Origin of the sequence: Sphingomonas sp. YR710 (genome assembly GCF_900101455.1) — a bacterium.
Classification (GTDB): domain Bacteria; phylum Pseudomonadota; class Alphaproteobacteria; order Sphingomonadales; family Sphingomonadaceae; genus Rhizorhabdus.
Window position 1 is genome coordinate 44,145 of the sequence record NZ_FMZJ01000009.1, and the last position, 25,732, is coordinate 69,876.

General features: G+C 65.0%; 23 protein-coding genes. 15 read left to right on the forward strand and 8 right to left on the reverse strand.

The window, feature by feature from the left end; translation table 11 throughout:
* Window positions 1-86: 86 nt before the first annotated feature.
* The gene (obgE, locus tag BLS13_RS11915) at window positions 87-1,127 is read left to right on the forward strand and encodes a GTPase ObgE (RefSeq protein ID WP_093452382.1); all 1,041 of its coding nucleotides are present in this window, start codon (window positions 87-89) and stop codon (window positions 1,125-1,127) included.
* Between the two features lie 150 nt (window positions 1,128-1,277).
* On the opposite strand, the gene BLS13_RS11920 is transcribed toward obgE, so the two are convergent.
* Window positions 1,278-2,228 (reverse strand): isopenicillin N synthase family dioxygenase, encoded by a 951-nt coding sequence (locus BLS13_RS11920; RefSeq protein WP_093452565.1) that lies wholly within the window; start codon window positions 2,226-2,228, stop codon window positions 1,278-1,280.
* A gap of 116 nt (window positions 2,229-2,344) precedes the next feature.
* Here BLS13_RS11920 and BLS13_RS11925 point away from each other — a divergent pair, with 116 nt between their 5' ends.
* The 10 genes from BLS13_RS11925 (at window position 2,345) to BLS13_RS11970 (ending at window position 10,833) form a co-directional block, all read left to right on the forward strand.
* Window positions 2,345-3,817 carry an ATP-binding protein gene (locus BLS13_RS11925; protein ID WP_093452383.1) on the forward strand — a complete coding sequence of 491 codons (1,473 nt, stop codon included), beginning with the start codon at window positions 2,345-2,347 and terminating at the stop codon, window positions 3,815-3,817.
* Between the two features lie 157 nt (window positions 3,818-3,974).
* Window positions 3,975-4,580, forward strand: coding sequence for an anthranilate synthase component II (locus BLS13_RS11930; protein ID WP_093452385.1), 606 nt, complete (start codon window positions 3,975-3,977; stop codon window positions 4,578-4,580).
* 163 nt (window positions 4,581-4,743) lie between these two features.
* A complete protein-coding gene (gene trpD / locus BLS13_RS11935; protein WP_093452387.1) occupies window positions 4,744-5,730 on the forward strand; it encodes an anthranilate phosphoribosyltransferase in 987 nt (328 codons plus the stop codon).
* 66 nt (window positions 5,731-5,796) lie between these two features.
* A complete protein-coding gene (locus BLS13_RS11940; RefSeq protein ID WP_093452389.1) occupies window positions 5,797-6,555 on the forward strand; it encodes a hypothetical protein in 759 nt (252 codons plus the stop codon).
* Between the two features lie 54 nt (window positions 6,556-6,609).
* On the forward strand, window positions 6,610-7,401 hold the full coding sequence (gene trpC, locus BLS13_RS11945) for an indole-3-glycerol phosphate synthase TrpC (protein WP_093452567.1): 792 nt from the start codon (window positions 6,610-6,612) through the stop codon (window positions 7,399-7,401).
* Entirely contained in the window at window positions 7,398-7,868 is a 471-nt protein-coding gene (moaC, locus tag BLS13_RS11950; protein ID WP_093452390.1) for a cyclic pyranopterin monophosphate synthase MoaC, read from the forward strand. Before trpC ends, moaC begins: the two co-directional genes overlap by 4 nt.
* The gene (gene glp / locus BLS13_RS11955) at window positions 7,865-9,052 is read left to right on the forward strand and encodes a molybdopterin molybdotransferase MoeA (RefSeq protein ID WP_093452392.1); all 1,188 of its coding nucleotides are present in this window, start codon (window positions 7,865-7,867) and stop codon (window positions 9,050-9,052) included. The genes moaC and glp overlap by 4 nt, the downstream gene beginning before the upstream one ends.
* A 57-nt stretch (window positions 9,053-9,109) precedes the next feature.
* Complete coding sequence (lexA, locus tag BLS13_RS11960; protein WP_093452569.1) at window positions 9,110-9,778, forward strand: transcriptional repressor LexA; 669 nt, start codon at window positions 9,110-9,112, stop codon at window positions 9,776-9,778.
* 175 nt (window positions 9,779-9,953) lie between these two features.
* Window positions 9,954-10,352, forward strand: coding sequence for a hypothetical protein (locus tag BLS13_RS11965; RefSeq protein ID WP_093452393.1), 399 nt, complete (start codon window positions 9,954-9,956; stop codon window positions 10,350-10,352).
* On the forward strand, window positions 10,339-10,833 hold the full coding sequence (locus BLS13_RS11970) for an ImmA/IrrE family metallo-endopeptidase (protein WP_093452395.1): 495 nt from the start codon (window positions 10,339-10,341) through the stop codon (window positions 10,831-10,833). The genes BLS13_RS11965 and BLS13_RS11970 overlap by 14 nt, the downstream gene beginning before the upstream one ends.
* A 192-nt stretch (window positions 10,834-11,025) precedes the next feature.
* Here the strand turns inward: BLS13_RS11970 and BLS13_RS11975 are convergent, their stop codons facing one another.
* Window positions 11,026-13,245, reverse strand: a complete 2,220-nt coding sequence (locus BLS13_RS11975; RefSeq protein WP_176943564.1) for a ComEC/Rec2 family competence protein — start codon at window positions 13,243-13,245, stop codon at window positions 11,026-11,028.
* Window positions 13,246-13,271: 26 nt separating this feature from the next.
* Between BLS13_RS11975 and gltX the strand changes: the two genes are divergently transcribed.
* Together gltX and gltA are read left to right on the forward strand one after the other, a co-directional pair.
* On the forward strand, window positions 13,272-14,699 hold the full coding sequence (gene gltX / locus BLS13_RS11980) for a glutamate--tRNA ligase (RefSeq protein ID WP_093452572.1): 1,428 nt from the start codon (window positions 13,272-13,274) through the stop codon (window positions 14,697-14,699).
* A gap of 47 nt (window positions 14,700-14,746) precedes the next feature.
* Complete coding sequence (gltA, locus tag BLS13_RS11985) at window positions 14,747-16,030, forward strand: citrate synthase (RefSeq protein ID WP_093452396.1); 1,284 nt, start codon at window positions 14,747-14,749, stop codon at window positions 16,028-16,030.
* 49 nt (window positions 16,031-16,079) lie between these two features.
* On the opposite strand, the gene BLS13_RS11990 is transcribed toward gltA, so the two are convergent.
* Both BLS13_RS11990 and BLS13_RS11995 read right to left on the reverse strand, forming a co-directional pair.
* On the reverse strand, window positions 16,080-16,880 hold the full coding sequence (locus tag BLS13_RS11990; protein ID WP_176943565.1) for a sensor histidine kinase: 801 nt from the start codon (window positions 16,878-16,880) through the stop codon (window positions 16,080-16,082).
* Between the two features lie 35 nt (window positions 16,881-16,915).
* The gene (locus BLS13_RS11995; protein WP_093452399.1) at window positions 16,916-18,160 is read right to left on the reverse strand and encodes a hypothetical protein; all 1,245 of its coding nucleotides are present in this window, start codon (window positions 18,158-18,160) and stop codon (window positions 16,916-16,918) included.
* A gap of 170 nt (window positions 18,161-18,330) precedes the next feature.
* Between BLS13_RS11995 and BLS13_RS12000 the strand changes: the two genes are divergently transcribed.
* Window positions 18,331-20,772, forward strand: a complete 2,442-nt coding sequence (locus BLS13_RS12000) for a coiled-coil domain-containing protein (RefSeq protein ID WP_093452401.1) — start codon at window positions 18,331-18,333, stop codon at window positions 20,770-20,772.
* An 83-nt stretch (window positions 20,773-20,855) separates the two neighbouring features.
* Entirely contained in the window at window positions 20,856-21,986 is a 1,131-nt protein-coding gene (locus tag BLS13_RS12005; RefSeq protein WP_093452403.1) for an aspartyl protease family protein, read from the forward strand.
* Window positions 21,987-21,996: 10 nt separating this feature from the next.
* Here BLS13_RS12005 and BLS13_RS12010 read toward each other — a convergent pair whose 3' ends face one another.
* The 4 genes from BLS13_RS12010 to BLS13_RS12025 form a co-directional block, all read right to left on the reverse strand.
* The gene (locus tag BLS13_RS12010) at window positions 21,997-22,266 is read right to left on the reverse strand and encodes a DUF1467 family protein (protein WP_093452404.1); all 270 of its coding nucleotides are present in this window, start codon (window positions 22,264-22,266) and stop codon (window positions 21,997-21,999) included.
* Between the two features lie 186 nt (window positions 22,267-22,452).
* Window positions 22,453-24,033 carry a ribonuclease J gene (locus BLS13_RS12015; protein ID WP_093452573.1) on the reverse strand — a complete coding sequence of 527 codons (1,581 nt, stop codon included), beginning with the start codon at window positions 24,031-24,033 and terminating at the stop codon, window positions 22,453-22,455.
* 106 nt (window positions 24,034-24,139) lie between these two features.
* Window positions 24,140-24,919, reverse strand: coding sequence for a type III pantothenate kinase (locus BLS13_RS12020; protein ID WP_093452406.1), 780 nt, complete (start codon window positions 24,917-24,919; stop codon window positions 24,140-24,142).
* 31 nt (window positions 24,920-24,950) lie between these two features.
* The gene (locus BLS13_RS12025) at window positions 24,951-25,667 is read right to left on the reverse strand and encodes a biotin--[acetyl-CoA-carboxylase] ligase (protein WP_093452407.1); all 717 of its coding nucleotides are present in this window, start codon (window positions 25,665-25,667) and stop codon (window positions 24,951-24,953) included.
* Window positions 25,668-25,732: the final 65 nt, after the last annotated feature.

The window sequence follows — 25,732 nt, forward strand, 5'->3', positions numbered from 1 at the left end:
ACGATTCACGTCTGCCTGGCATGTCGGATGACCACATCAGGCGCGCCAAGGGTTCAATTCATCCGCGATTCGTATAAAGCGCGGCCATGCATTTTCTCGATCAAGCCAAGATTTTCATCCGCTCCGGTACGGGCGGCCCCGGAGCCGTCAGCTTCCGGCGCGAAAAGTTCATCGAATATGGTGGCCCCGACGGCGGCAATGGCGGCAAGGGCGGGGACATCATCTTCGAAGTCGTGCCCGGCCTGAACACGCTCATCGATTTTCGCTACACCCAGCATTTTCGCGCACCCCGCGGCAAAGGCGGGGCCGGATCGAATCGCACGGGTGCCGGCGGTGACGATCTCGTCATCCGCGTCCCCGTCGGTACGCAGATCCTGTCCGAGGACAAGGAGGAGGTGCTTGCCGACTTCGTGACCCCCGGCGAGCGGCGCGTGTTCCTGCGCGGCGGCGATGGCGGCCGCGGCAATGCCACCTACAAAACCTCTACCAACCGCGCCCCCCGCCAGCATGGCAGCGGTTGGCCCAGCGAGGAAATGTGGGTCTGGCTGCGGCTGAAATTGCTCGCCGATTGCGGGCTGGTGGGGCTCCCCAATGCCGGCAAGTCGACCTTCATCAACGCCGTTTCCAATGCCAAGGCGAAGGTCGCCGATTATCCGTTCACCACGATCCGCCCGCAATTGGGCGTCGCCGCGCATAAGGGCCGCGAATTCGTGGTCGCCGATATTCCCGGGCTGATCGAGGGCGCGGCCGACGGCGCCGGCATCGGCGATCGCTTCCTCGGCCATATCGAACGCTGCCGCGTGCTGCTCCACCTGGTGGATGCGACTGGCGACGATCCGGTCGACGCCTTTCATATCGTGTGCGGCGAACTCGACGCTTATGGCGCCGGCCTAGCCGACAAGCCGCAGATCATCGCGCTCAACAAAGTCGATGCGCTCGATGCCAAGGCGGTCGAGAAATTGCGCAAGAAGATCGCCAAGGTCAGCGGCGCGGAAGTGATGTTGTTGTCCGGCGCTACCGGCGCCGGGCTGGAGCCGGTGCTCGACCGGATCATCGAGGCGCTGGGGCCGACGGCCGCGTCGGTTGCCGCCGCGGCCCCCGACGCGGAGCCGTGGTCGCCAATCTGAGGCCCAAATTCCTCCCCGGAACGGGGAGGGGGACCACTCGAAGAGCGGTGGAGGGGCCTGCACAACATTCGAAGCGTCCGCCGCCGCCCCTCCACCATGCTGCGCATGGTCCCCCTCCCCGAGCAGGCTCGGGGAGGAATTACGAACCTTTTACAGCAGCTTGATCTCGCGCAGCCGCTGCATCAGGAAATCGTGCGCCGTGATCGGCTCCGGATAGAGATTCGGACGGTCGGCGCTCACGCATCCGGGCAGCGTCTCGATCAGATAATCCGGCCGGAAATGCAGGAAGAACGGCATCGAATAGCGCGGCAGGCTGCGCCGTTCGGGCGGCGGGTTCATCACGCGGTGGCTGGTCGACGGCAGCACATTGTTGGTCAGCCGCTGCAGCATGTCGCCGATGTTCACCACCATCGCGCCCTCGGGCGTATCGACCGCCACCCAGCGGCCGTCGCGATCGAGCAGTTGCAGCCCCGCCTCCTCGGCGCCGAGCAGCAAGGTGATCGTGTTGATATCCTCATGCGCGCCGGCGCGGATGCCGGGCGCGTCGGGCGATACCGGCGGATAATGCAACAGCCGCAGCACGCTGTTGCCGTCGCGAACCGTATCCACGAAGAAATCGCGATCGAGCCCCAGATAGAGCGCGATCGCCGACAACACGCGCAAACCCGCTTCATCGAACGCGGCGAACAGGTCGAGATAGGTCTGTTTGAACCCTGGGATCTCGTCGGGCCACAGATTCGGGTTCATGAAGCCTTCGAACGGGTGCCCCTTCGGCAGTTCGCGCCCGATATGCCAGAATTCCTTGAGATCGGCCTCGGTCGCATCCTTGGCGGTTTCGACCCGGAACGGCGTATAGCCGCGCGCGCCGCCGCTGCCGGGCACGCGATAGGCGCGCTTCGTTTCCTCGGGTAGCGCGAAGAAGGCCTTCGCAAGCGATTCGGCGCGCGCGATCAGATCGGCAGGAATCCCATGATCGGCGACGACGGCGAAGCCGAATCGCTGGAAGGATCCGCCAATCGCCTGCGCGAAGCCTTCGGGATCGACATCGGATTGCGCCAGCGAGACGCTGGGCACGGTGCTGAGTTCTGCGGGAGCGGTCATGACATTCATATAAACAGGCCGAACGCCGATTGCGACCGTATCGCAGCCATTCCATCCACAGTTTTTGTGGGGTCCGCGCTTGAACAGACCGCCCCCGATCCGCCAAAGACACACAGGTGACAGCACGTATCGATATCGGCACCGGCGACAGAGGCGAATCGATCTTCTTCGATATCGAGGAGCTCCTCGCCACGCGCCTGCTCGTCCAGGGCAATTCGGGCTCGGGCAAGTCGCATCTGCTGCGCCGATTGCTCGAAGGATCGGCCGGGCTGGTCCAGCAGGTGATCATCGACCCCGAAGGCGATTTCGTCACGCTCGCCGACAAGTTCGGCCATGTCGTCGTCAATGCCGGCGAGCATAGCGAGAATGAGGTCGTGCGGCTGGCCACCCGCATCCGCGAGCATCGCGTCTCGGTGATCCTCGCGCTGGACGAGCTCGAGATCGAGGCGCAGATGCGCTGCGCCGCCACCTTCCTGTCGGCCTTGTTCGATGCCCCGCGCGATCACTGGTATCCGGCGTTGGTGGTGGTCGACGAGGCGCAATTGTTCGCGCCCGCCGTGGCCGGCGAAGTCTCCGACGAAGCCCGCCGCGCATCGCTTGGTGCGATGACCAACCTGATGTGCCGCGGCCGCAAGCGCGGGCTGGCCGGCGTGATCGCCACCCAGCGGCTCGCCAAGCTCGCCAAGAATGTCGCGGCCGAAGCCTCCAACTTCATGATGGGGCGCACCTTTCTCGACATCGACATGGCCCGCGCAGTCGATCTGCTCGGCATGGAGCGCAAACAGGCCGAGGTGATCCGCGATCTGCCGCGCGGCCATTTTCTGGCACTCGGGCCCGCGATCTCGCGCCGCCCGATCCCGGTGAAGATCGGCGACGTGCAGACCCAGGCGCGCAGCGGCAGCCCGAAGCTGGTGCCGCTGCCCAGCGCGCCCGATACGCAAGCGATCCAGGGCATGCTGTTCGCCCCCGGAGACGAAGCCCTGCCCCCCGCCCCGCCGCCGCCGCGATCGAGCCAGGCGACGACCGAGGATCTGCTGCGATCGATCTCACGCCCCGGCCCTGTGCTGACCCCCGCGACCGCCACGCCGGCGATGCCGACCGAAGACCGCAATCGCATCATCGACGACGTGCTCGCCGAAATGGTCGCCGACCCCGAGGCGACCTATCGCGCCGCCGCCGTGCTGTTCCAGGATTTCGGCGTCCGCTGCCGCATGCACCAATTGCCCGACAGCGGCCTCGACCTCATCGCCTTCCGCCGCCGGCTGGCGATGGCGCGGGCGAGATTGTTCGGCGAACCCGACGAGGAATGGCGACAGGCGCTGGCGATCGGGACGGCTTTGCCCGACGACATGCTCGGCCCCTTCCTGCTCGTAGCCCGCGCGGCACGCGAGAATAGCGAGGCCCCGAGCGATAGCGCGCTGGCACAGGTCTATGGCACCCATTCGCTCGGCCGGGTGCGGCGGCTGATGGCCTATATGGAGGAACAGGGGATCTTCGTGCTGCGCGTCGATCTCGGCGGCAAGCGCTCGATCACGATTCCGAAGCTGGGGTGGACCACCGCGGCGGCAGTGCCGGAGGCGGCGGAGTAGACTGCCATTGTTACAGCAGGCCAGCCCCCAATGCCCCAGCCACGATCAACGCCCCAATACTAATGACCAATACGGCACCCGAAGCCATTTACATAGCGATAGACCTTTCCGTAAGCGCCCCCTTTCCCCGCGCCGTCTCCCCCGCTACAGCGCCGTCATGATCCTCGTCATCGACAATTATGACAGCTTCACCTGGAACCTTGTCCACTATCTGCAGGAGCTGGGCGCGGAGGTGCAGGTTGTGCGCAACGATGCGATCGGGGCGGGGCAGGCGATTTCGTCCGGGGCGGAGGCGTTCCTGATCTCGCCGGGGCCGTGCACGCCTAATGAGGCGGGCGTGTCGCTCGAGCTCGTCGCCGCCGCCGCCGCCGCGAAACGGCCGTTGCTCGGCGTCTGTCTCGGCCATCAGTCGATCGGCCAGCATTTCGGCGGGCGGGTGATCCGCGCACCGCAACTGATGCACGGCAAGACCAGCCCGATCCATCATGACGGCACCGGCCTGTTCGAAGGCCTGCCCTCGCCGTTCACCGGCACGCGTTATCATTCGCTGATCGTGCCCGAGGAGGATCTGCCGCCCGAGCTGGTCGTCAATGCGCGCACCCCGGACGGCACGGTGATGGGTTTCCGCCACGCGACGCTTCCGATCCACGGCGTCCAGTTCCACCCCGAAAGCATCGCCACCGAACATGGCCATGCGATGCTCGCCAATTTCATGCGCGCGGCGGGGATGACGGTGAAGGACCGGGCCGGAGCGGCGAAGTGACGCCGCATCCTTCTGAAGCCTTCTCCCGCTTGCGGGAGAAGGTTTGGATGAGGGTCTTCTTTCTTCCTGTTGGCCTCGGCGCGTCGGCGAGGTCAGACCCTCATCCTCCCACCGCCTGCGGCGGCAGGCCCCTCCTTCTCCCGCAAGCGGGAGAAGGGATCGCGTGACCCACCTCCCCGATCCGATCATCACGCTCGACCAGCAGAGCGCGCAGGATGCGTTCGCGGCGATCCTCGATGGCACCGTATCCGACGAGGACATCGAGCGCTTCCTGATCGCGCTCGCCAAACGCGACGAGACCAGCGCGGAGATTGCCGGCGCCGCGCTCGCGATGCGCGCGCGGATGATCCCGGTCACCGCACCGGCCGGAGCCATCGACGTCTGCGGCACCGGCGGCGACGGCGCGCATAGCCTGAACGTATCGACCGCGGTGTCGCTGGTCGTCGCCGCAACCGGCGTCGCCGTCGCCAAGCACGGCAATCGCGCGGCATCGAGCAAGGCGGGTGCCGCCGATACGCTCGAGGCGCTCGGCCTCGATCTCACGCGGGCGTCCGATCGCGCCGAGGCGTCGCTGAACGAACTCGGCATCTGCTTCCTGTTCGCGCAGAAGCATCATCCGGCGCTCGCCCACATCGCCCCGATCCGCAAGCGCATCGGCCGGCGCACGATCTTCAACCTGCTCGGGCCAATCGCCAATCCGGCCGGGGTGACCCGCCAGCTGATCGGCGTCGCGCGGCCCGATTATCTGCCGGTCTATGCGGGCGCGCTCGATCGGATCGGCTGCGCATCGGCGATGATGGTCTCCGGCGACGAACCGCTCGACGAACTCTCGATCGGCGGGCCGAGCAGCATCTTCCGGCTCGGTGCCTGTGGCTTCGGGCCGGAACGGTTCAAGCCCGAAACGGCAGGATTGCAGCGCCACCCGCTCGAGGCGCTGCGCGGCGGGGGCGCGGCCTTCAACGCGGCCGCATTGAAGCGCCTGCTCGATGGCGAAGCCGGCGCCTATCGCGATGCCGTATTGCTCAACGCCGCCGCCGCGCTGATCGTCGCGGGGAAAGCGGCCGACTGGCTTACGGGGGTCGCGATCGCCGCCGAGGCGATCGACAGCAAGAGCGCGGCGAATTTGCTGGCGCGGTGGATCGCCTTCTAGGGCCTGCAAGACTTGGTTAACCATGTTCGTTTAACCGTTCGGGCCTCTCTTTGATGGGCTCGCCCGATGTCGCTGCTATCCGCGCTCAGTTCGACGACCACCAGCCAGACCGGCACCGGATCGATGACGGCTGCCGTCAAGGCCGCGATTGCGGCTGCGCAGGCGCAGGGTTCGGTCGCGCAGGCCGCAACCACGACCAGCGCGAACGGCGTCTCGATCTCCCCCGCCGCCAAAATCGCCGCCGCCGAGCAGGCCGATAATAAAAAGGACTTCACCGCGCTCTCGAACGAGGTACGCTCCACGCTCGACGCGCAATATGCCGCCGCGAAAGCCGCAAAAACCACTTCCAAGCCCGATCTCAGCCAGATGAGCGGCCGCGCGCTGTCGGCCATCATCCTCAACAAGACCGCCAGTTTCAGCTCGAGCGAGATTGCCGCCGCCAAACAGGAACTCGGCAACCGCACCCGCGCCGATTTCGCAAGCGCGACCAGCGGCGGTGCCAGCCTGTCGGCGCTCACCGTCTATAACCAGCAGATCGTCAGCCAATATGATTCGATAACCCAGGAAGAACGCGACGCGCGCGGCTGGACCGACAAATTGCGCAGCAGTGCGGCGGCCTTCACCACCGCTATGGCGAATGGCCGTGCGACGTCGTCGCTGTTCGATATGCTCGGCGACAATAGCAACAGCGACGGCACCGCCGCCTACACCGACCCCCTCACCGGATTGACGGGCACCTCCTCCTCCAGCAATTCGACTTCCACCTCCTCGTCGCTGCTCGACATGCTCGGCACCACCAACAGCAGCGGCCAGACCAGCTACTGAACCCCAAGGAAACGGAACTTTCCCGATCGCCGCCGAGCCGCTATGCCGCGCGGCATGAGCAACAAGCTGACCGAGATCTGCAACACCAAGCGCGATCATGTCGCGGCGCGCAAGGCCGCGACATCGTTCGCCGATCTAATGGCCGCCGCGAAGGGCCAGAGCGCGCCGCGCGGCTTTCGCGCCGCGCTCGATCGCAAGGCCGCCGCCGGCTATGGCCTGATCGCCGAGATCAAGAAGGCGTCGCCCTCCAAGGGCCTGATCCGCGCCGATTTCGATCCGCCGGCGCATGCTCGCGCCTACGAAGCCGCCGGCGCCGCCTGCCTCTCGGTGCTGACCGACAGCCCCTATTTCCAGGGCCGTGACGATTATCTGGTCGCTGCGCGCGCTGCCTGCACCCTGCCCTGCCTGCGCAAGGATTTCATGGTCGATCCGTGGCAGATCACCGAGGCGCGCGCGCTCGGCGCCGATGCGATCCTGATCATCGTCGCCGCGCTCGACGACGGGCAGATGGCCGAGATCGAGGCGGCCGCGATCGACCATGGCATGGACGCGCTCGTCGAGGTCCATGATGCCGCCGAACTCGATCGCGCTCTCAAGCTCAAATCGCGGCTGATCGGCGTCAACAATCGCGATCTGCGCGATTTCTCGGTCGATTTCGCGCGCACCTATGAACTGGTCGGCAGCGCTCCGGCCGGCTGCACCTTCGTCGCCGAAAGCGGGCTCGGATCGAAGGCCGATCTCGATGCGATGGCGGAACATGGCGTCCGCTGCTTCCTGGTCGGCGAGGCATTGATGCGCCACGCCGATGTCGAGGCCGCCACCCGCCGGCTGCTGGTCGGCGTATGACCGGCCTTACCCATATCGATGCCGACGGCGCCGCGCGGATGGTGGACGTGTCCGCCAAGGCCGAAACGAAGCGCACCGCCGTCGCCGAGGGCCGCATCCTGATCGCGGCCGACGCTCTGAGCGCGATCCGCGAAGGATCGGTGAAGAAGGGCGATGTGCTGGCGGTGGCACGCGTCGCCGGCATCATGGCCGCCAAGAAGACCGCCGACCTGATCCCGCTCTGCCATCCGCTGCCGATCTCCGGGGTCACACTCGATCTCGACATCGAAGAGGGCGGCATCCGCGCGACCGCTTCGGTCACCACCACCTACACCACCGGCATCGAGATGGAGGCGTTGACCGCGGTCTCGGTCGCCTTGCTCACCATCTACGACATGGCCAAGGCGATGGACCGCGCGATGCGGATCGAAGGGATCCGCCTGCTCGCCAAGACCGGCGGCCGTTCGGGCGACTGGCGCGCACCATGAGCCTGATTCCCGTCGCCGAGGCGCAGGCGCGGATGATCGCGCTTGGGGCACCCCTGCCGATTGAGACGGTGCCGTTGTTCCAGGCGATCGGCCGCTACGCCGCCGCCGATCTGCTCGCCAAACGCACCCAGCCCGCCGCCGATCTCTCGGCGATGGATGGCTACGCAATCCGCTTCGCCGAGCGTCCCGGCCCATGGACCGTCGTCGGCGAGAGCGCGGCCGGCGGAGGGCTGGATGCCGCCTTGCTGCCCGGCCAAGCCGCCCGCATCTTCACCGGCGCACCGGTACCCGAGGGTGCCGACACGATCCTGATCCAGGAAGAGGCCACCCGCGACGGCGCCATTTTGACGATGAGCGGCGAGGGACCGCCCGCCATCGGCGCGCACATCCGCCGCGCGGGCAATGACTTCGCCGCGGGTTCGCTGCTCCTGCCCGCCGGCACCAAACTGAACGCGCCGGCGATCGCGCTCGCGGTGAGCGGCGGCCATGCCGATATCGCCGTCCACCGCCGGCCACGGATCGCGATCCTGTCGACCGGCAACGAGCTGGTGCCCGCGGGCGAACCGACGCCGGGCGTGATGCTCCCGGCCTCGAACGGCCCGATGCTCGCCGCCATGCTCGCGCGCGATCCGGTCGAAGCACGGGACCATGGCGTGGTGCGCGATGATCTCGATCTGATCGCCGCAGCCTTCATGCGCCTGAAGGATCAGGCCGACATCATCGTCACCACCGGCGGCGCCTCGGTCGGCGACCATGATCTGGTATTACCGGCGTTGAAGAAGGCCGGGGCGAGCATCGATTTCTGGAAGGTGGCGATGAAGCCGGGCAAGCCGGTGATGATCGGCACTCTCGGCAACACGATCGTGCTCGGCCTGCCCGGCAATCCCGTCTCCGCCTTCGTCACCGCAACCTTGTTCCTGCGCCCGCTGATCGCGCACCTGCTCGGCGCGACCGATCCGATCCCGGCGACGACAACCGCCCGGCTCGGGGCGCCGCTCCCCCATTGTGGCTCACGCGCCGAATATCTGCGGGGCCGCTGGCGCGATGGCGCGATCATTCCGATCACCAGCCAGGACAGCGCCGCGCTATTTGCACTGGCACAGGCCGAGGCGCTGCTCGTGCGCGATATCGATGCGCCGCCACTGGCCGCCGGCGATCCGGTGCAAATCATTACGCTCGCTTGACACTCCCCGGGAAGTTGCCTAGATGTTCATCGTTCGTTCCTCCATGGGGTGCTCGCGATGTTGACGCGTAAGCAGCATGAACTGCTCTGTTTCATCCACGACCGCCTGGCCGAAACCGGCGTCTCGCCGTCTTTCGAAGAGATGAAGGAGGCACTCGACCTCAAATCGAAGTCGGGCGTGCACCGGCTGATCAGCGCGCTCGAGGAACGCAATTTCATCCGCCGGCTTCCGAACCGCGCCCGCGCGCTGGAAGTGGTGCGGATGCCCGAAATCACGCCGACCGCGCCCAAATCCAATGTGGTGCCGATGCCGAAGGCACCCCCGGTCATCCTGCAGCCCGCCAATGACGTGCTGGAAATCCCGCTGCACGGCCGCATCGCCGCGGGTATGCCGATCGAGGCGATGGAGGGGCAGAGCATGCTCTCCGTCCCCGCCGCCTTGCTGGGTCCCGGCGAGCATTATGCGCTCGAAGTATCCGGCGATTCGATGGTCGAGGCCGGCATCCTCGACGGCGACTATGCCTTGATCCGCCGCACCGAGACGGCCCGCGACGGCGAGATCGTCGTCGCGCTGATCGCGGACAGCGAAGCCACGCTCAAATATTTCCGCCGCGAAGGATCGATGATCCGCCTCGATCCGGCCAACCGCGCTTATGATCCGCAGCGTTATGCGCCTGATCAGGTGCGGGTGCAGGGAAAATTGGCGGGGCTGTTGCGGCGCTATTGAGCGCGGGAATCAGCGTTCGCCGTGCCATCACTTACCTTCATCCCCGCGAAAGCGGGGACCCGTGGACGGCGGCATCGATTAATTTCGGCGGGCCTATATACCTAACTAGCCGAGCGCTGTCTGAGTTTGACTCTGTCTCGCGAGCAAGCGTAGCCCTCTGGGAACGGAAGGTGATATGGAAGACCGCCTAAAGAAGCTTGAGCGCGATGTAGCCCAGCAAGGTTACATGGTTCTCGTCCTAATGGTCCTTGTCATTTTGGACACCGCCGGGCTTCTCATTCTATGGGGCGAACGGGGTAAACCAGACTTCGATCATATCGCGGTTTCGCTCACGGTCTTTCAAACTATGTTCGCCATAGCCGCCTTATACGGGTTCTGGGCGTTGCGTGGGCTGACCAGAGAAAAGGCGGAGGAAACCGCCAAGGAGGAAGTGGCTAAGATCGTAGCCCCCGTCGCGAATCGCGCGATTGCTGATTTTCTCAGGACATTGGGCGGAGAACGCACTATATCAGATGACGATCTAGCCAAACTTGTTGAGGCAGCAGGAAAGGAGGACGACAATGGAAAAAAGTGAAATGAACATCGTCGCTCGCCATTTGACGAAGGCCCCGGTTGACCTAGAAGCAATTTTTTCCGAACTCGGCATTGAATACAATGCGCTGTGGATGGATGGTGAGGCATCGGGATCGATCACCCGGAACGGTGATAGCTTCACCGTGGTGGTAAACGCTCTTGAGTCGACAAACCGCCAGCGTTTCACCGCTGCTCATGAGTTGGCACATTACCTATTGCATCGCGACCTCATGGGCGATGGAAAGAAGATGCATCGGCATATCGATATGCTTTATGGCAGCGGCGAACAGTCTGGTGATGTCGTGTTCAAGCGCTTGCACGAGATCGAAGCGAACCGCATCGCCGCGCAGATCGTAATGCCAAAGAAGTTGGTAGAGCAGGAACATGCGACGACGACGGACACAGCCGCGCTGGCTAATAAGTTCGGCGTTTCCAAAGCTGCTATGGAAATCCGCCTCAAAACGCTGGGCTTGAGGGGTTAGGGCTCCCTTTGGCCCCTCAATCGCCTTGGGCTGATACAGGCTCCCGATCTGCTTCGCCTTCTTCTGTCCACCAAGGAGGTAGGCTTTCGTGAGAATGTAGCGGGGAAACCGTGTAACAAGGTAGTCCAGATTTTGCGGGCCCGCCAATCTGATTTTGGCTAGTTAGGTATACTAGTTAGGTATATAGGCCCCTTAATTTTGGCGGGCCGTATCCGTGGATTGCCGCGTTGACGGAAATGACGAAGCAGTCGGGTGACGTGGTCTCACGCCCACCATCGCCGCCCACGGGTGCTGCCCGATATAATCGGCCACGCTATCGACAGACGCGGAGCCCAGCCGGATCGCCACGCCACCGCTTCGTGCCAGCGCAGGCTTGTCGAGTTTCAGCCAGCGCGGATGGCAGCTTCGCGGCAGGCGCCGGTCACTGATGGCGATATCGGCTTCGGCGCAGGCCCGGTTCATGATCGCAATGTCGATCAGATAGGGGCTGCGCGTCGCGAGCAGCCGCCATGTCCGCCCGCCCCCTGCGACGTCGACCGCGCACATGTCATCGCCGCAGCGCGCATTGCCGAGCGATTCGAACGCCAAAGCCTCGCCCTTCACGCCGGATGCCTCACCCAGCACGTCGCGGACATAGTCGCCCGCCTTCGGCCGCAGCAAAGCGATCCGGCCATCGCCGGTGCGGATCGCGACATGGCGGCCGTCACCCGTCACCAAGATGTCCGGCGGCGGCGTCAGGATCGACCAGAGCGCGCCGATCGCAAGCGGGATCGCACCCAGCCGCCGGACCCGCGTCCGCCACAACGCGATCCACAGCCCGCCGATCACCATCAGCGCGAACGCGCCCCACGGCATTGACGGCAGCGCCGCCACGGCGCCCGGCGCATCGCCCACGACATGCGCGATCCACAGCAGCAGGCTGAGCGCCTTGCCGGTGAGCCACCAGACCGGCGCGCCCAGGCCGGCCACATCGAGCAACAGCGCAAGCGCTTCGAGCGGCATGATCACGAAGGTCGACAAGGGAATCGCAACAATGTTCGCGACCGCGCCATACAGGCCGGACTTGTGGAAATGAAACAAGGCGATCGGGGCGAGCGCCAGTTCGATCACCAGCCCGCTGACCAGCAACGAGGCGCCTTCCCGGCCCAGGCGCCACAACAACGGCTCGTCGCGCTTCGCAACGAACGCTGCCATGCGGGGATGCTCGTGCAGCGCAATGAGCGACGCGACGGCCGCGAAGCTCAACTGGAAGCTCGGCCCCGCCAGCGCCTCCGGCCAGAACAGCAACACGATCAGCGCGCCCGCAGCCACCAACCGCAACGTCATCGCCTCCCGCCCCATCGCCACGCCGATCAGCACGAGCAAGGCCGCGATGCACGATCGCACGGTGGGCACTTCGGCACCCGAAAATAATGTATATCCGATACCGGCCAGCGCGCCCGCACCGGCCGCGATCAGGGGCAAGGGCGCATGCAGCGCCAGCCGTGGCGATAGTGCGAGCAGGCGCAGGCTCAGCAGCATGACGCCGCCCACCACCGCCGACACGTGCAGCCCCGATACCGACAACAAATGCGCCAGCCCCGCCTGTCGCAGCGCATCATTGTCGCTTTCGGGGATCGCGCCCTGGTCGCCCGTCACGAACGATGCCGCCACGCCGCCCTCGCCGGCTCCGGCAATCTGCGATTCGATATGCGCCGACAATCGCACGCGTATATTGGCGAGCCAGGCCCAGAACCCGCCCGCCTCCCCCAGATGAAGCACCGGTGTATCGAGTGTCTTGCCGATGGCCCCGATCCCCTGAAACCAGGCGACCCGCGCATAATCATAGCCGCCCGGCACCGGCGGCCCCATCGGGGGCAACAGCCGCGCGCGCAGATCGATCCGCGAGCCGGCCGGGATATAGGCCGGCAGCGTCTTCGCATCGGCATTGACGCGGACATGTGGCGGCAGGCCGAAGGAGGGATCGGGCGCGATCCGCAACCGGATCAGCCCGCGCGCCGGCAACGGCTCGATCGCCTCGACCTTCCCCGAAAATCGGGCGATGCCGACATGTTCCAGTCGTGGTGCCGCCACCCATTCGGCCTTGATCCAGATGATCGCGAGGCCGATCAGCATCGCCAGGGCAAAGCAGGCGATGGCATGGCCCGCGCGGCTCCCCCCGCCAAACAGCCCGGCGAACACCATGATCGCGGCCATGGCGATCGCGGCCCCTCCCCAGGCGAGCGGCGTCGGCAATAGGAACCAGGCCGCGATGCCCGCACCGAGCCCGATCGGCAGCCATAAAGCAAGTTGATCGCGCTCGGCTTCCAGCCATTGCTCCAGCGCAATGAAAAGCCGTGCGATTTGTGCCCGCGCGCCCGTTTGAAGCGGCCGGAAGGCTATGCTAGGGGCGGCATCGAATTCGCTGGCCATCGCGCCGATCCTTGGAGAATCCGCGCTTGAGCGCAAGCATCGAAAATCGCCCCGTCGTGACCCGCTTCGCGCCGTCGCCGACCGGCTTCCTGCACATTGGCGGGGCCCGCACGGCCTTGTTCAACTGGCTGTTCGCGCGCCATCACGGTGGCAAGTTCCTGCTGCGCATCGAGGATACTGATCGGGCGCGCTCCACCGAACCGGCGATCGCGGCGATTCTCGATGGCATGTCCTGGCTCGAGCTCGATTGGGACGGCGAGACCGTCTATCAATTCGAACGCGCCGCGCGGCATGCCGAGGTCGCCAACGAACTGCTGGCCAGGGGCCACGCCTATCGCTGCTTCGCCACCGCCGAGGAACTGGAGGAGATGCGCGCCGCCCAGCGCGCCGCCAAACAGCCGTTGCGCTACGATGGTCGCTGGCGTGACCGCGATCCGTCCGAGGCGCCGGCCGGCGCTCCCTTCGTGATCCGGCTGAAGGCCCCGCGCGAGGGCGAGACGACGATCGAGGATCGCGTCCAGGGTTCGGTCACGGTCCGGAATGCCGAGCTGGACGACATGATCCTGCTGCGATCGGATGGTAGCCCCACTTACATGCTGGCGGTGGTCGTCGACGATCAGGATATGGGCGTCACCCATGTCATTCGCGGGGATGATCATCTCAACAATGCGTTTCGCCAACTCGCGCTGATTCGCGCGATGGAGTGGCCGGAACCGATCTATGCGCACGTACCGCTGATCCATGGCGCGGATGGCGCCAAATTGTCGAAGCGGCATGGCGCGCTCGGCGTCGATGCCTATCGCGACGAAATGGGATTCCTGCCCGAAGCCGTCTGCAATTATCTGCTGCGCCTCGGCTGGGGCCATGGCGATGCCGAGATCATTTCGCGCGAGCAGGCGATCGAATGGTTCGATCTGGCCGGCGTCGGGCGATCACCGTCGCGTTTCGATTTCAAGAAGCTCGAAAATCTGAACGGCCATTATCTGCGCGAAGCCGACGATCAGCGGCTGACCGATCTGATAACTTCCGGAGTCGCGGCTAGCCTGGGCCAGGATTTGCCCGATTCCGAGAAGGCTCTTTTGCTTCGCAGCATGCCTTTTTTGAAGGTAAGAGCGAAGAATTTGAAAGAGTTGAGCGATAGCGCGACATTCCTTTTTCGCACCCGCCCGCTGCCCATGGACGAACAGGCCGCTTCGCTGCTAGACGGACGTGGCAAGGCGCTGCTGGCTGAGTCCCGCGACGCTCTTGCCGCTACTGGCGAGTGGTCGGCTCCGATGCTCGAGGCCGCGGTTCGCACGGTGGCGGAAAAGGCGGGGATTGGTCTGGGCAAGGTCGCGCAACCGCTGCGCGCGGCGCTGACGGGTCGAACCACTTCGCCGGGAATTTTCGACGTTCTGGCGCTCCTCGGCCGCGAGGAGAGCCTGGGGCGTCTGGACGACCAGATCCTGTCGTAATAGGCGCGATCGGCCTTCCACTTGGATTTGGACAGGAGGATTGAAGCATGGGGGAAAAGGTGAAGCTGGAATTCGGTGGCAAGCCGTCCGAATATCCGGTGCTGTCGGGAACGGTCGGTCCGGATGTGATCGACATCCGAAAGCTTTATGGCGCCACAGGCGCGTTCACCTATGATCCGGGCTTCACGTCGACGGCCAGTTGCCAGTCGGCGCTGACCTATATCGATGGTGATGCCGGCGTACTGCTCCATCGCGGCTATCCGATCGACCAGCTTGCCGAAAGGTCGAGCTTCATGGAGGTCGCCTATCTGCTGCTGAATGGCGAACTGCCGGCCAAGGCGAATTTGGAAGCGTTCAGCCGCACGATCACGCGCCACACGATGGTGCATGAGCAGCTGGCCAGCTTCTACGCAGGCTTCCGCCGCGATGCCCACCCGATGGCGATCATGTGCGGCGTCGTCGGCGCGCTTTCGGCCTTCTATCCCGATTCGACCGACATCAACGATCCGAAGCAGCGGATGATCTCGGCGCATCGCCTGATCGCCAAGATGCCGACGATCGCGGCGATGGCCTACAAATATTCGATCGGTCAGCCGTTCCTCTATCCGCGCAACGATCTGTCCTACACCGGCAATTTCCTGCGCATGACGTTCGGCGTGCCTGCCGAGGAATATGAGATCGATCCGGTCGTCGAGGCGGCGATGGACAAGATCTTCATCCTGCACGCCGATCACGAGCAGAATGCATCGACCTCGACCGTCCGCCTGGCGGGTTCGTCGGGCGCCAATCCGTTTGCCTGCATCGCGGCCGGCATCGCCTGCCTGTGGGGCCCGGCGCATGGCGGCGCGAACGAAGCCGCGCTCAACATGCTGCGTGAAATCGGCACGCCCGATCGCATCCCGGAATATATCGCCCGCGCCAAGAACAAGGACGATCCGTTCCGCCTGATGGGCTTCGGCCACCGCGTCTATAAGAATTACGATCCACGCGCGACCGTGCTCGCCAAGGCCGCGACCGAAGTTCTCGACAAGCTCGGCATCAGCGATCCGGTGCTCGACACCGCCCGCGAACTCGAACGGATCGCGCTGACCGACCCATATTTCATCGACAAGAAGCTCTATCCGAACGTAGATTTCTATTCGGGCGTTATCCTGTCCGCGATCGGCTTCCCGACGACGATGTTCACCGTGCTGTTCGCGCTCGCACGCACCGTCGGCTGGGTTTCGCAGTGGATCGAAATGATTTCCGATCCCGAACAGAAGATCGGCCGCCCGCGCCAGCTCTATATGGGCCCGGCCCAGCGCGATTATATCGATCTTGCCAACCGCTGATCGCAGCGCACATGCGAAATGAAGAAGGCCGGGCGCGTCCCGGCCTTTTTTATGGCGGCACCAGCGGCAATGTCAGGATGAAGCAAGCGCCTTCGCCAGGAGGGCTCTCCACGATCAGGTCACCGCGCATTGCCCGCGCCAGCAGCCGGCCGACATAGAGGCCCAGGCCCGCGCCGGGGCCGCTATCGCCATCCACCCTTTGAAACGGCAGGAAAATTCGCTCCTGATCGAATGGAGAGATGCCCGGCCCCTCGTCGACGACGATCAGCGCGGCCGAATGTTCGGCACGCACACACCGCATCCAGATCGCCGTGCCGCGCGGCGCATTGCGCACCGCGTTGCCCAGCAGGCCCAGCATGATCTGCAGAGACCGCCCGAAATCGCCCAGCACCATGATCGATTGCGCATCGGGAGGCCGCATAAGGTGCACCCCGTTGGCCGCAGCGCGTACCGTCAGCAGCCCGCAGGCCTGTCGCGCGATATCAGCGAGATCGATCGGTTCGGCATTGGGCCGAAAATCGGGCCGTTCGATACGCTGCAGATCGACGACTTCGTCGACCAACGCCAGCAATTGCCGGGCTGAGGCGGCGATCGTCGCGACGATATCATCATCGGCCCGTCCGGCATGACCGAGGCCAAGCATGTCCGCCGCCGCAACCACACGATCGAGCGGCCCACGGAAGGCGCGGCCCAGCCGCTCGGCAAAGGCCTCTCCCGGTGGATGATCGGCCGTGGCAATCGCGGTACGGATCGAGGCCTCGAGCGCGGGCAGCAACGTAATCGCCCTCTCCACGGACGACCCATCGGCCCGAATCGCGTCGTCAAACCCAAGATCATGAAAGGCCAGCATGATCGCATGCATAGCGATCGGCTGTTAACAGTCGGCTAAGAGCTGCGGGTGATGACCGAAATTGCCTGCTTTCTGGTCGCCTCGAACTGCCAGGCAAACGCCATGCAAACATATAGGGCTAACGCCGCCAGCGCCCCGGCCCATCCGAGCAGGATCGCCAGGCAAGGCATCAACCAGATAAGGCCGTCATCCCGGGGCAACCACGAAGGCCACGCGTTCGCGCCGACCGCCGAAGCGATCGGCCGAAGCGCAGCAAGAGCCGTCAACCCAAGCGGGATTGCCGCAGCGACGCCCCACCAGCCCCAACCGCCCGTCTCGACCAGTTGACGGGACAATGCCATCAGAGCCAGCAACGCGGCGGTCCGGCGAACGGCCAGCGCGGTGCGCGCGTATGGCACCTCTGCCCACCAGATGCGCGCCATCCGCCGCGCCAGCGAAAAGGCAGCAGCCGAAATCGGAAGCAGCAAGGCGGCCACCCAGAGGAAGCCGAATATAGCGAAAATCGCCGTGATGATCGCGGTGGCCACGGACCCGGCCGCAACGGCCAGAGGCTCGATCTTGCGGTTGACAACGGGCGCCAGCAGCGGAGCCGCAATCAGCCGATGAATATAGCGCCCCGCCCAATCCCCTTCCGCGTCCGCGGGCTGGCGCATCAGCCAACGCTCGACGGCACGCAGCGAGTTCGCATCCACCGCAATGATCGGCGGGAGTCCAGCATCCTCGCCGTCCGCAGGGCCCAGCGCTGCGATCCTGACGGCCCCCGCCTGCACCAATCGGCGCAGAACTGTCGATGTCAGATCCCAGTCGCCGAGCTGCCGCACCGTTTCCTGAAGCCGTCCCGCATCGATCAATGCATGGCCCGCCCATCGCGCCTCGGAGTCGATCCGCTCGAACAGGCCATATTCGGCCATGTCGGGCACGATCAGCAGTGCCGGCGCCGGACAGGCCACGAGACGATCGACCAGCTGCTGCCCGATGAAGCAGCCGTCGGCCATCAGCAGGATCCGATCGTCGACATGAAAACGGTCCGCCGCATCGCCCGCGCTGCGCGCGACTTCGATCACCACGCCGTCCCGGCGCAGCCGATCGACAGCCTGCGCCAGCGCCGCGGGTATGGTCTCGACGAGCAAGATGATCCGCCCGGCGCCGGCCCCGTGCGCCGTTCGCGCCTGAAACTCGATCAGCGTCCGTCCGGCGAGCGGCAACGTGGCCCGCAGACCATCCCCCGATTCCAACGGCAATTGCGCTGCGATGAGCGCGGCGAGCGGCAAGGTGAACACCCCTTTTGTCCAGCAAACGCACCGGATAAGCCCTGTTCGCCTTCCTGCAAAGCCCGAAGCGACCGGTTGCCCGGCTTCTGGCCCGATGCGTGGCACAGCACCCCGCAAAAGCTTAAGAAATCCTTGCGTCACACTATCCGGATAGCAAAATTTCTAGTAGACAGGCGGCGATGGGTAACGCTCCGAGCACGCTGGACAGCTGGCGCGCGGCCAATGCGGCCGAGGCAGCTGCTGCGCGCGCTGCGGCCTCCACCGCAAGCCCTTCTGTCGCCACCGACGAATCCGCCGAATTGCTGCTCGATGAAGCGATTGGGGAGGAGCGGCCATCCGACTACCCGGATATCGAAGCTGTCCCGGCGCGCGCCCGGATGGATTTCGCCCTCGGCGGCATCTTGGGCCTGGCGGCAACCGCCTGGCTTGGCATCTGGCTGTTCGGCATTGTCGAGGCGGGCGGGAGCGGCGCGACGTCGGCGGCCTCGATCGTCAACTGGATTGCGCTCGCGAGCGGACCATTGGCGCTGCTCGGTATCCTCTACATTCTGATCCGTCGCAACAGCACCCGCGAGGCGAAGCGTTTCGCCGACACGGCCCTGTCGATGCGGCTGGAAAGCCAGCGGCTCGAAGCGGCGATCGCGCAAATCACCGCGGCGCTCGACAGCCGGCGCGCAGACCTCTCCAGCCACACGTCGGCTTTGCTCGACGAGGGCAATCGCGCAGCCGAGCGACTGGCGCAGATCAGCATGGACATGCGCGACGAAACCAATCTGCTCGCGCGCCACTCGGACGCGCTTGGCCAGGCAGCCGCGGCCGCACGCAGCGACATAACCACACTGATGTCGGATCTACCGCAGGCAAAGGCGCTGACCGAGGAAACCGCGGGATTCGTTCGTCAGATCGGCGGATCGGCTAAGGATCATGCCGAGGAACTTTCCAACCAGCTCGCCCTGATCATTGCCCGCAGTCATGAGGCCGACGAACTGATCGGCGCCGCATCGAGCCGGCTGGCCACCCAGATCGGCCGGATCGAAACGCGCGCCGAACGCACGACGCGCGTGATCGACGAGGTCGGCAGCGCGCTGGGCCGTTCGATGGACAACACGCTCGATCAGACCGGCGCCGCGGTCGATCATATCCGGCAAGCGATGGACGATCAGCGCGCGGCGATGGCGACGATGATCGAACATGCCCGCGCATCGATCGATGAAGCCGGATCGTCCGCCGCCTTGTCGATCACGCACCGCATGGCGGAGCTGGAGCGGCAGGCCGATGCCTTTGCCGCCAAACTGGCCGAACAGGACGCCAGCAGTCGCAAGCTCGTCGACAGCCTCGAACGCGCGCTCGGCGAGATCGAGCGCCGGTTCGAGGCTTTGGGCGCCACCGGCACCGAACAGACCGCCGATCTCGCCGAGATGATCGTGGCGTTGAGCGAGCATGTCGAAAATGTCGGCGTGGCGCTCACCAACAGCATGGGCGGCGCCCGAAACCTCACCGATCGCGCCAATGCGCTCCGGATCGCGTTCGATAATATCATCCAGAATGTCGAGCGCGAACTGCCCGCGACGATGACCCGGATGGAATCCGAAGCTGCGCGCGGCGATTCCGCTATTCGCGCGATCGCCGCCCAGGCCGAACAGCTGGTCTCCACCGTCGAGCGCGCGACCGACCGGCTCGAATCCGCCGACCTGTTGATCGACCGCCAGCGTGAGGCGATTGCCGGGCTCGGCGATCAGGCAACCCGCCGCATGGCCGGTATCGCGGCCGAAGGCGACGCGCTGCTCGATCGGCAGCGCGAGCTTTCCGACAGCTTCGCCGAGGAGGCATCGGCCCGCCTGGAGGCTTTGCGCGATCACAGCGCCGAGCTCGGGCGGCTGATCGCGGAGAGCGAAACGAACATGCGTTCGCTCGCCGATCTGTCGGGCGGGCGCCTCATCGAGGCGCTGCTCAAGGTCCGCGAGACCGCTGGCGAGGCGGCGCGCGGCGCGCGCGAGGCGCTCGAATCGATCATCCCCGACGCGAGCGAACAGCTTGCGCGTAGCGGTGCGGAAGCGATCGAGCGCGCATTCGGCGATCAGATCACCCAGCGTATCCAGCTGATCTCGGATACCGCCGAGGCAGCTGTGGGGGCCGCCAACCGCGCGAGCGAAAAACTGCTCACCAACATGCTGACGATCGCGGAAACCAGCGCCAATATGGAAATGCGGATCTCCCACGTCGAAAAGAAGCACGAACTCGACGATCAGGATATGTTTGCCCGACGAGTTTCGCTGCTCGTCGAATCGCTCAACTCTGCGGCGATCGACGTTGCCAAGCTGCTGTCGCGTGACGTTTCGGACAAGGCATGGGCGGCCTATCTGCAAGGCGACCATGGCGCCTTCACGCGCCGCGCGGTGCAGTTGCTCGATGAAGGCGAGGCGCAGCATGTCGGTGCCTATTATGACGGCAACCCGGAATTCCGCGATCATGTGAACAAATATATCCAGGATTTCGAAGAGATGCTGCGCCGTATCCTCGATAGCCGCGATGGCGGCCCGCTGGGTGTGACGATGCTGTCGTCCGATATGGGCAAGCTCTATGTTGCTCTGGCCCAGGCGATCGATCGCCTGCGGGTCTGATCGTCAGCGCCGAGGCTCCGATTTCTCCTCCCACGATAAGATCGACAGGCTGGTGGCCCGCCCTCGCCGCGTTCACCTTCGCGTTGCTGCCGATATCGGCGCGAGCGGATACGCCAGCACCGATAACCGCCGGTACCATTGTCGCGCCGCTCGCGGGGCGGCCGATCGATTTTTTCCTGTATCACAACAAGATCCTGTTCCGCGCGCTGATCGAGGGCCGCGATGCGACGGTGCTGCTCGACAGCGGCGCCGATTTCAGCGTGCTGGATGCGCAGTTCGCGGCAGCGGCCGGACTGAAGGGCGGGCGACCGGGCACGATGGCGGGCACCAGCGGCAACATCGCCACGCAAGTGATTCCCAGGATCAATCTGGTCATCCCCGGCCGATTCAGCGCAACCTTGCCGGTGCTGGCGGCCGATCTGGGGCCAGCGTCAAAAATGATGGGTCAGAAGATGGATCTGATCCTCGGCGGCGATATCTTGCGCAAGCGCGCCGTGTCGATCAATTTCGGCGAGCGCCAGTTCAGGCTGCTTCCGTCAGGCTTTGCTCCGATCAATTTCACCCGGATACCCGTTTACGCATCGCGTTTCGCCCCGCTGGTGGCGTTGCAGGTCGGTGGCGAGAAGCTGATGGCGCAGATCGATTTCGGATCGGGCGGCGATCTGCGGATTTCGCCCGAGGCCTGGGCCAGGGTCAAGCCCGCCGGCGCCCGCGCAACCGACGCCGTCAGCAGCGGCGCCAATGGCAAGCTATTGATCGAGAGCAGGGCGCGCCTGCCGCACCTCCGGATCGGCGACTTTGACGAGGAGCAGGCCGATGTCCGGATCGCGCCGATGCCGACCCACCTCGCCGGCCGCGCCGACGCGATCCTCGGGCTCGGTGTGCTCGCCCGCTACGATCTGGTGCTCGATATCGGCGCCGGTAATCTCTGGCTGCGGCCACGCGCCTCGCTGATGCCACGCCGGGTGGAGCGGACCGGGCTGGCGCTGGTGCCCGATGGCCCCGCCGCGAAGATCATCCATGTCAGCACCGGCAGCCCCGCCGACCGCGCGGGCTGGAAAGCCGGCGAGCGGATATGCCGGATCAACGACGGCAAGGTCGATGTCCAGAATAGCGACGGCTATAGCTGGGCCTATGGCGCGGAGGGCAGCGTGCTCGCGATCGACCTATGCTCGGGCGAGAAGCGCCGGCTGACCCTGCAGAGCTATTATTGAACGACCGCCATCAGCGCGGCGCGTTCATCGTCAGATCGAACATGTCGGCCGTGATCCAACCTTCGGCATAGTTGATGTAGAACAGGACGAAACCGGCGATCGAGACGATCGTCGTCCAGAGGACCGTTCGCCCGACCGAGAAACGGGACGGTGCGCTTTCAACCTGACCCGGCACCATCTCTTCCGGCTCACTGCTCTTCCGGAGCCGGAACGGCAGCACGAGAAACAGGCACGCCCACCAGAACAGGATGTAGATGGCGACGACGGAGGTTATACGCATGAGCCATGCCTCAGCGTCGAGCGAAAGTGCCTACGAAGAAATTTTAGCCCCTCCCCTTCAGGGGAGGGGTTGGGGTGGGGCCTCTCCTCCATACCGGCGCTGGGCTCGGTGAGACGCGGATGCCCCACCCCAACCCCTCCCCTGAAGGGGAGGGGCTTGCCAGCACGATCTGATATGGAACCGAGTTCACACATTGATGATCGATACGTCGACGATCGGCTTCTTGCCAGTCCACGCCGACGCGCGGCGGCGGACGGCGAGGCGGATCGCCTCGCGCAGTTTGGCCTCGTCCTTCGATCCGTCGCGCACGGCCTCGGACGCGGCATCGCGGGCATCGTCGATGAAATCGGCACGATCCTCCTCGACAGGGACGCCCTGAAGCGTGATCGCCGGCTCCCCGCGGAGCCGCCGTCCAGCATCGATCGCGACGGTCACTGATATGATCCCGTGCAGTGACGTCCGCCGCCGTTCGTTGATCGTCGCGCCATCGGCCGGCAGAATGACATCGCCGTCGAGCACGAGCCGCCCGGCCCGTTCCTTGCCGATCGCCTCGGGGCCGTTCGGGGCAAGCCGGACGACGGTTCCATTGGTCTGAACGATGCTCTTGCCGATCCCCTGCGCCGTGGCGAACCGCGCCTGTTCGGCCATGTGACGCAGTTCGCCATGAACCGGCAGGATGATCTCGGGGCGGATCCAGCGGTACATCGCCGCCAGTTCGGGGCGCCCGGGATGGCCGGAGACGTGCACGAACGCCTGCTTCTCGGTCACCATGTCGATCTTCTTGGCGGCCAGCGCGTTTTGAATTCGCGCAATCGGGATTTCGTTGCCGGGGATCTGCTTCGACGAGAAGACCACGGTGTCGCCGGCCGATAACTTCACCGGATGGCTATCGAAGGCGATCCGCGACAAGGCCGCCCGCGCCTCGCCCTGCCCGCCGGTGGCGATGATCATTACGTCGCGGGGCGGCAGCTTCATCGCATTTTCGACGCTGATCGTCGGCGGAAAATCTGGAAGATAGCCGCTGGCCTTGGCGACCTTGATGATCCGATCGAGCGAACGACCGGCGACGCACAATTGCCGGTTGGTATCGCGCGCAACCTCGCCCAGCGTCTGCACGCGGGCCGCATTCGATGCGAAGGTGGTGACCAGCACCCGCCCCTTGGCCGCGGCGATGACTTTGTCGAGCCCGATCCGCACATCGGCTTCGGAGCCGGATGCCTGTTCGTTGAACACATTGGTCGAATCGCAGACGAGCGCCAATATGCCCTCGTCGCCGATCGCGCTCAGTTCTTCCGCAGTCGAGGGCACGCCGAGCAACGGCGTCTCATCGATCTTCCAGTCGCCGGTGTGGAAAATCTTTCCGTACGGCGTTTCGATCAGCAGCGCATTGCCCTCCGGGATCGAATGCGCCAGCGGCACATAGCGAAAACCGAACGGCCCGAGCTGGAAGCTCCCCTCATTGGGGATGATATGGAGCTTGACCTTGTCGGTAATGCCCTCTTCCTCCAGCTTCCCCCGGATCAGCCCGGCGGTGAAGCGCGTGGCATAGAGCGGTACACCCAGATCGGCGGCGAGATAGGGGATCGCGCCGATATGATCTTCATGCCCATGGGTCAGAACGACGCCGAGCAGATCCTTCGCATGTTTCTCGATGAAAGCGAGATCGGGCAGGACGAGGTCCACGCCCGGATAAGAGGAATCGGCAAAGGTCAGGCCGAGATCGACCATCACCCATTTGCCCTGCGTGCCATAGAGATTGACGTTCATGCCGATCTCTCCCGAGCCGCCAAGCGCCAGGAAGAGCAATTCGTTACCAGGTTTCGTCACGTAAAATCTGTTCCGTTCTTCGTTTCGCGCACGCGTGTGGCGCCGCTCATTTGCCGGTCAGCCGGCTGTATATGATGCCAAGCCCCTGAATGGTCAGATCGGGCTCGATCACGTCGAATATGTCGGTATATTGCTCGAACAAGGGGGCCAGGCCGCCCGTCGAAATCACCTTCGCCGGCCGTCCGATCTCGGCCCGCATCCGCGCCACCAGGCCTTCTATCATCGCGATATAGCCGAAATAGATGCCGATCAGCATCTGATCCTGGGTCGTGCGCCCGATGACGCTGTCGCTCTCGGGCGCCTCGATCGCAACGCGCGGCAATTTGGCCGCCGCCGCCACCAGCGCATCGAGCGACAGGTTGATGCCCGGCGCGATGATCCCGCCTTTATAGGCCCCTGAATAATCGACCACGTCAAACGTCGTCGCCGTGCCGAAATCGATGATGATCAGGTCGGCCGGGTGCAAGGTGTGGGCCGCGATCACATTGACCACGCGATCGGCCCCCACGCTGGACGGCTCCGCAACGTCGAGCGTGATCCCCCATTCGACCGGCGCCCGACCCGCCACCAACGCGCTGACTCCGAAATATTTCGACGCCAGCACTTCGAGATTATGGAGCGCGCGCGGCACCACCGTGGCGATGATCACCGCGTCGACAACGCTGCGATCATAGCCTTCGAGTGCCAGCAACTGGTGCAGCCAAACCGCATATTCATCGGCCGTGCGGCGCGGATCGGTGGCGATCCGCCAGCGCGCACGGATATCCGCCCCGTCCACCAGGGCGAATACGATATTGGTATTTCCGGCATCGATGGCTAGCAGCATGGATCGCGTCGTGTCCTCTAATCCGGGCGCGCTATAGCAGAAAAACGTCGCCAGCGTGCAGTACCCGCACTTCGCCCGACGCAAGTCGAAGGCGGAGTGCCCCATCCGCATCGAGCCCGTCGAACAGCCCCTCGACACCGTCCGCATCCGCCGATCGGATGGTCAGCGCGGCGCCGATGGGATGCGCGCGGGCCTGCCAGCGTTGCAGCACAACCGCAAGCCCCTCCCCGCGCCAGCGGGCCAGCCAGTGCGCGAAACTCGCCGCGAGTTCGATGAGAAACGCCGCCGGATCGGGTGCGACCGTGAAATGGGAAAGGCTGGTGGTAGCGCGATCGAGCCCGTCGGGATGATGCGCAAGATTGACTCCGACCCCGACGACAACAGCATCACCAAGCCCGTCGAGCAATATTCCCGATATCTTGGCGCCATCGGCCAGCAGGTCGTTCGGCCATTTTATCATCAGCCGATCGGGCGCAATAAACGCCGTCAGAAGCTGGTCGAGCGCGACCGCGGCGACCATCGCCAGCGTGTGCGGCGGTGGATCGCCCGCGCGGATTCGCACCAGGGTGCTCGCATAGAGATTGCCGGGGGGCGAGACCCAGACCCGGCCATGCCGGCCGCGACCGCCGGCCTGCGCATCGGCGCGGAGCCAAATGCCCTCCGGCGCGCCGGAACGGGCGAGAGCGGCGACGTCATCGTTGGTCGATGTCGTCGTGGCGACGTGGTGGATAAGGGACGTGGCGGACATCAGGACACGTAACGCCCGCCCTGTGGCGAGCGCCCTACCCCAACCCCTCCCCTGAAGGGGAGGGG

Coding starts and splice junctions, on each gene's coding strand:
- obgE (WP_093452382.1), top strand. CDS start 87: ATGCATTTTCTCGATCAAGCCAAGATTTTCATCCGCTCCGGTACGGGC.
- BLS13_RS11920 (WP_093452565.1), bottom strand. CDS start 2,228: ATGACCGCTCCCGCAGAACTCAGCACCGTGCCCAGCGTCTCGCTGGCG.
- BLS13_RS11930 (WP_093452385.1), top strand. CDS start 3,975: ATGATCCTCGTCATCGACAATTATGACAGCTTCACCTGGAACCTTGTC.
- BLS13_RS11940 (WP_093452389.1), top strand. CDS start 5,797: ATGTCGCTGCTATCCGCGCTCAGTTCGACGACCACCAGCCAGACCGGC.
- trpC (WP_093452567.1), top strand. CDS start 6,610: ATGAGCAACAAGCTGACCGAGATCTGCAACACCAAGCGCGATCATGTC.
- moaC (WP_093452390.1), top strand. CDS start 7,398: ATGACCGGCCTTACCCATATCGATGCCGACGGCGCCGCGCGGATGGTG.
- glp (WP_093452392.1), top strand. CDS start 7,865: ATGAGCCTGATTCCCGTCGCCGAGGCGCAGGCGCGGATGATCGCGCTT.
- lexA (WP_093452569.1), top strand. CDS start 9,110: ATGTTGACGCGTAAGCAGCATGAACTGCTCTGTTTCATCCACGACCGC.
- BLS13_RS11965 (WP_093452393.1), top strand. CDS start 9,954: ATGGAAGACCGCCTAAAGAAGCTTGAGCGCGATGTAGCCCAGCAAGGT.
- BLS13_RS11970 (WP_093452395.1), top strand. CDS start 10,339: ATGGAAAAAAGTGAAATGAACATCGTCGCTCGCCATTTGACGAAGGCC.
- BLS13_RS11975 (WP_176943564.1), bottom strand. CDS start 13,245: ATGGCCAGCGAATTCGATGCCGCCCCTAGCATAGCCTTCCGGCCGCTT.
- gltA (WP_093452396.1), top strand. CDS start 14,747: ATGGGGGAAAAGGTGAAGCTGGAATTCGGTGGCAAGCCGTCCGAATAT.
- BLS13_RS11990 (WP_176943565.1), bottom strand. CDS start 16,880: ATGCTGGCCTTTCATGATCTTGGGTTTGACGACGCGATTCGGGCCGAT.
- BLS13_RS12000 (WP_093452401.1), top strand. CDS start 18,331: ATGGGTAACGCTCCGAGCACGCTGGACAGCTGGCGCGCGGCCAATGCG.
- BLS13_RS12010 (WP_093452404.1), bottom strand. CDS start 22,266: ATGCGTATAACCTCCGTCGTCGCCATCTACATCCTGTTCTGGTGGGCG.
- BLS13_RS12015 (WP_093452573.1), bottom strand. CDS start 24,033: ATGAACGTCAATCTCTATGGCACGCAGGGCAAATGGGTGATGGTCGAT.
- BLS13_RS12020 (WP_093452406.1), bottom strand. CDS start 24,919: ATGCTGCTAGCCATCGATGCCGGAAATACCAATATCGTATTCGCCCTG.
- BLS13_RS12025 (WP_093452407.1), bottom strand. CDS start 25,667: ATGTCCGCCACGTCCCTTATCCACCACGTCGCCACGACGACATCGACC.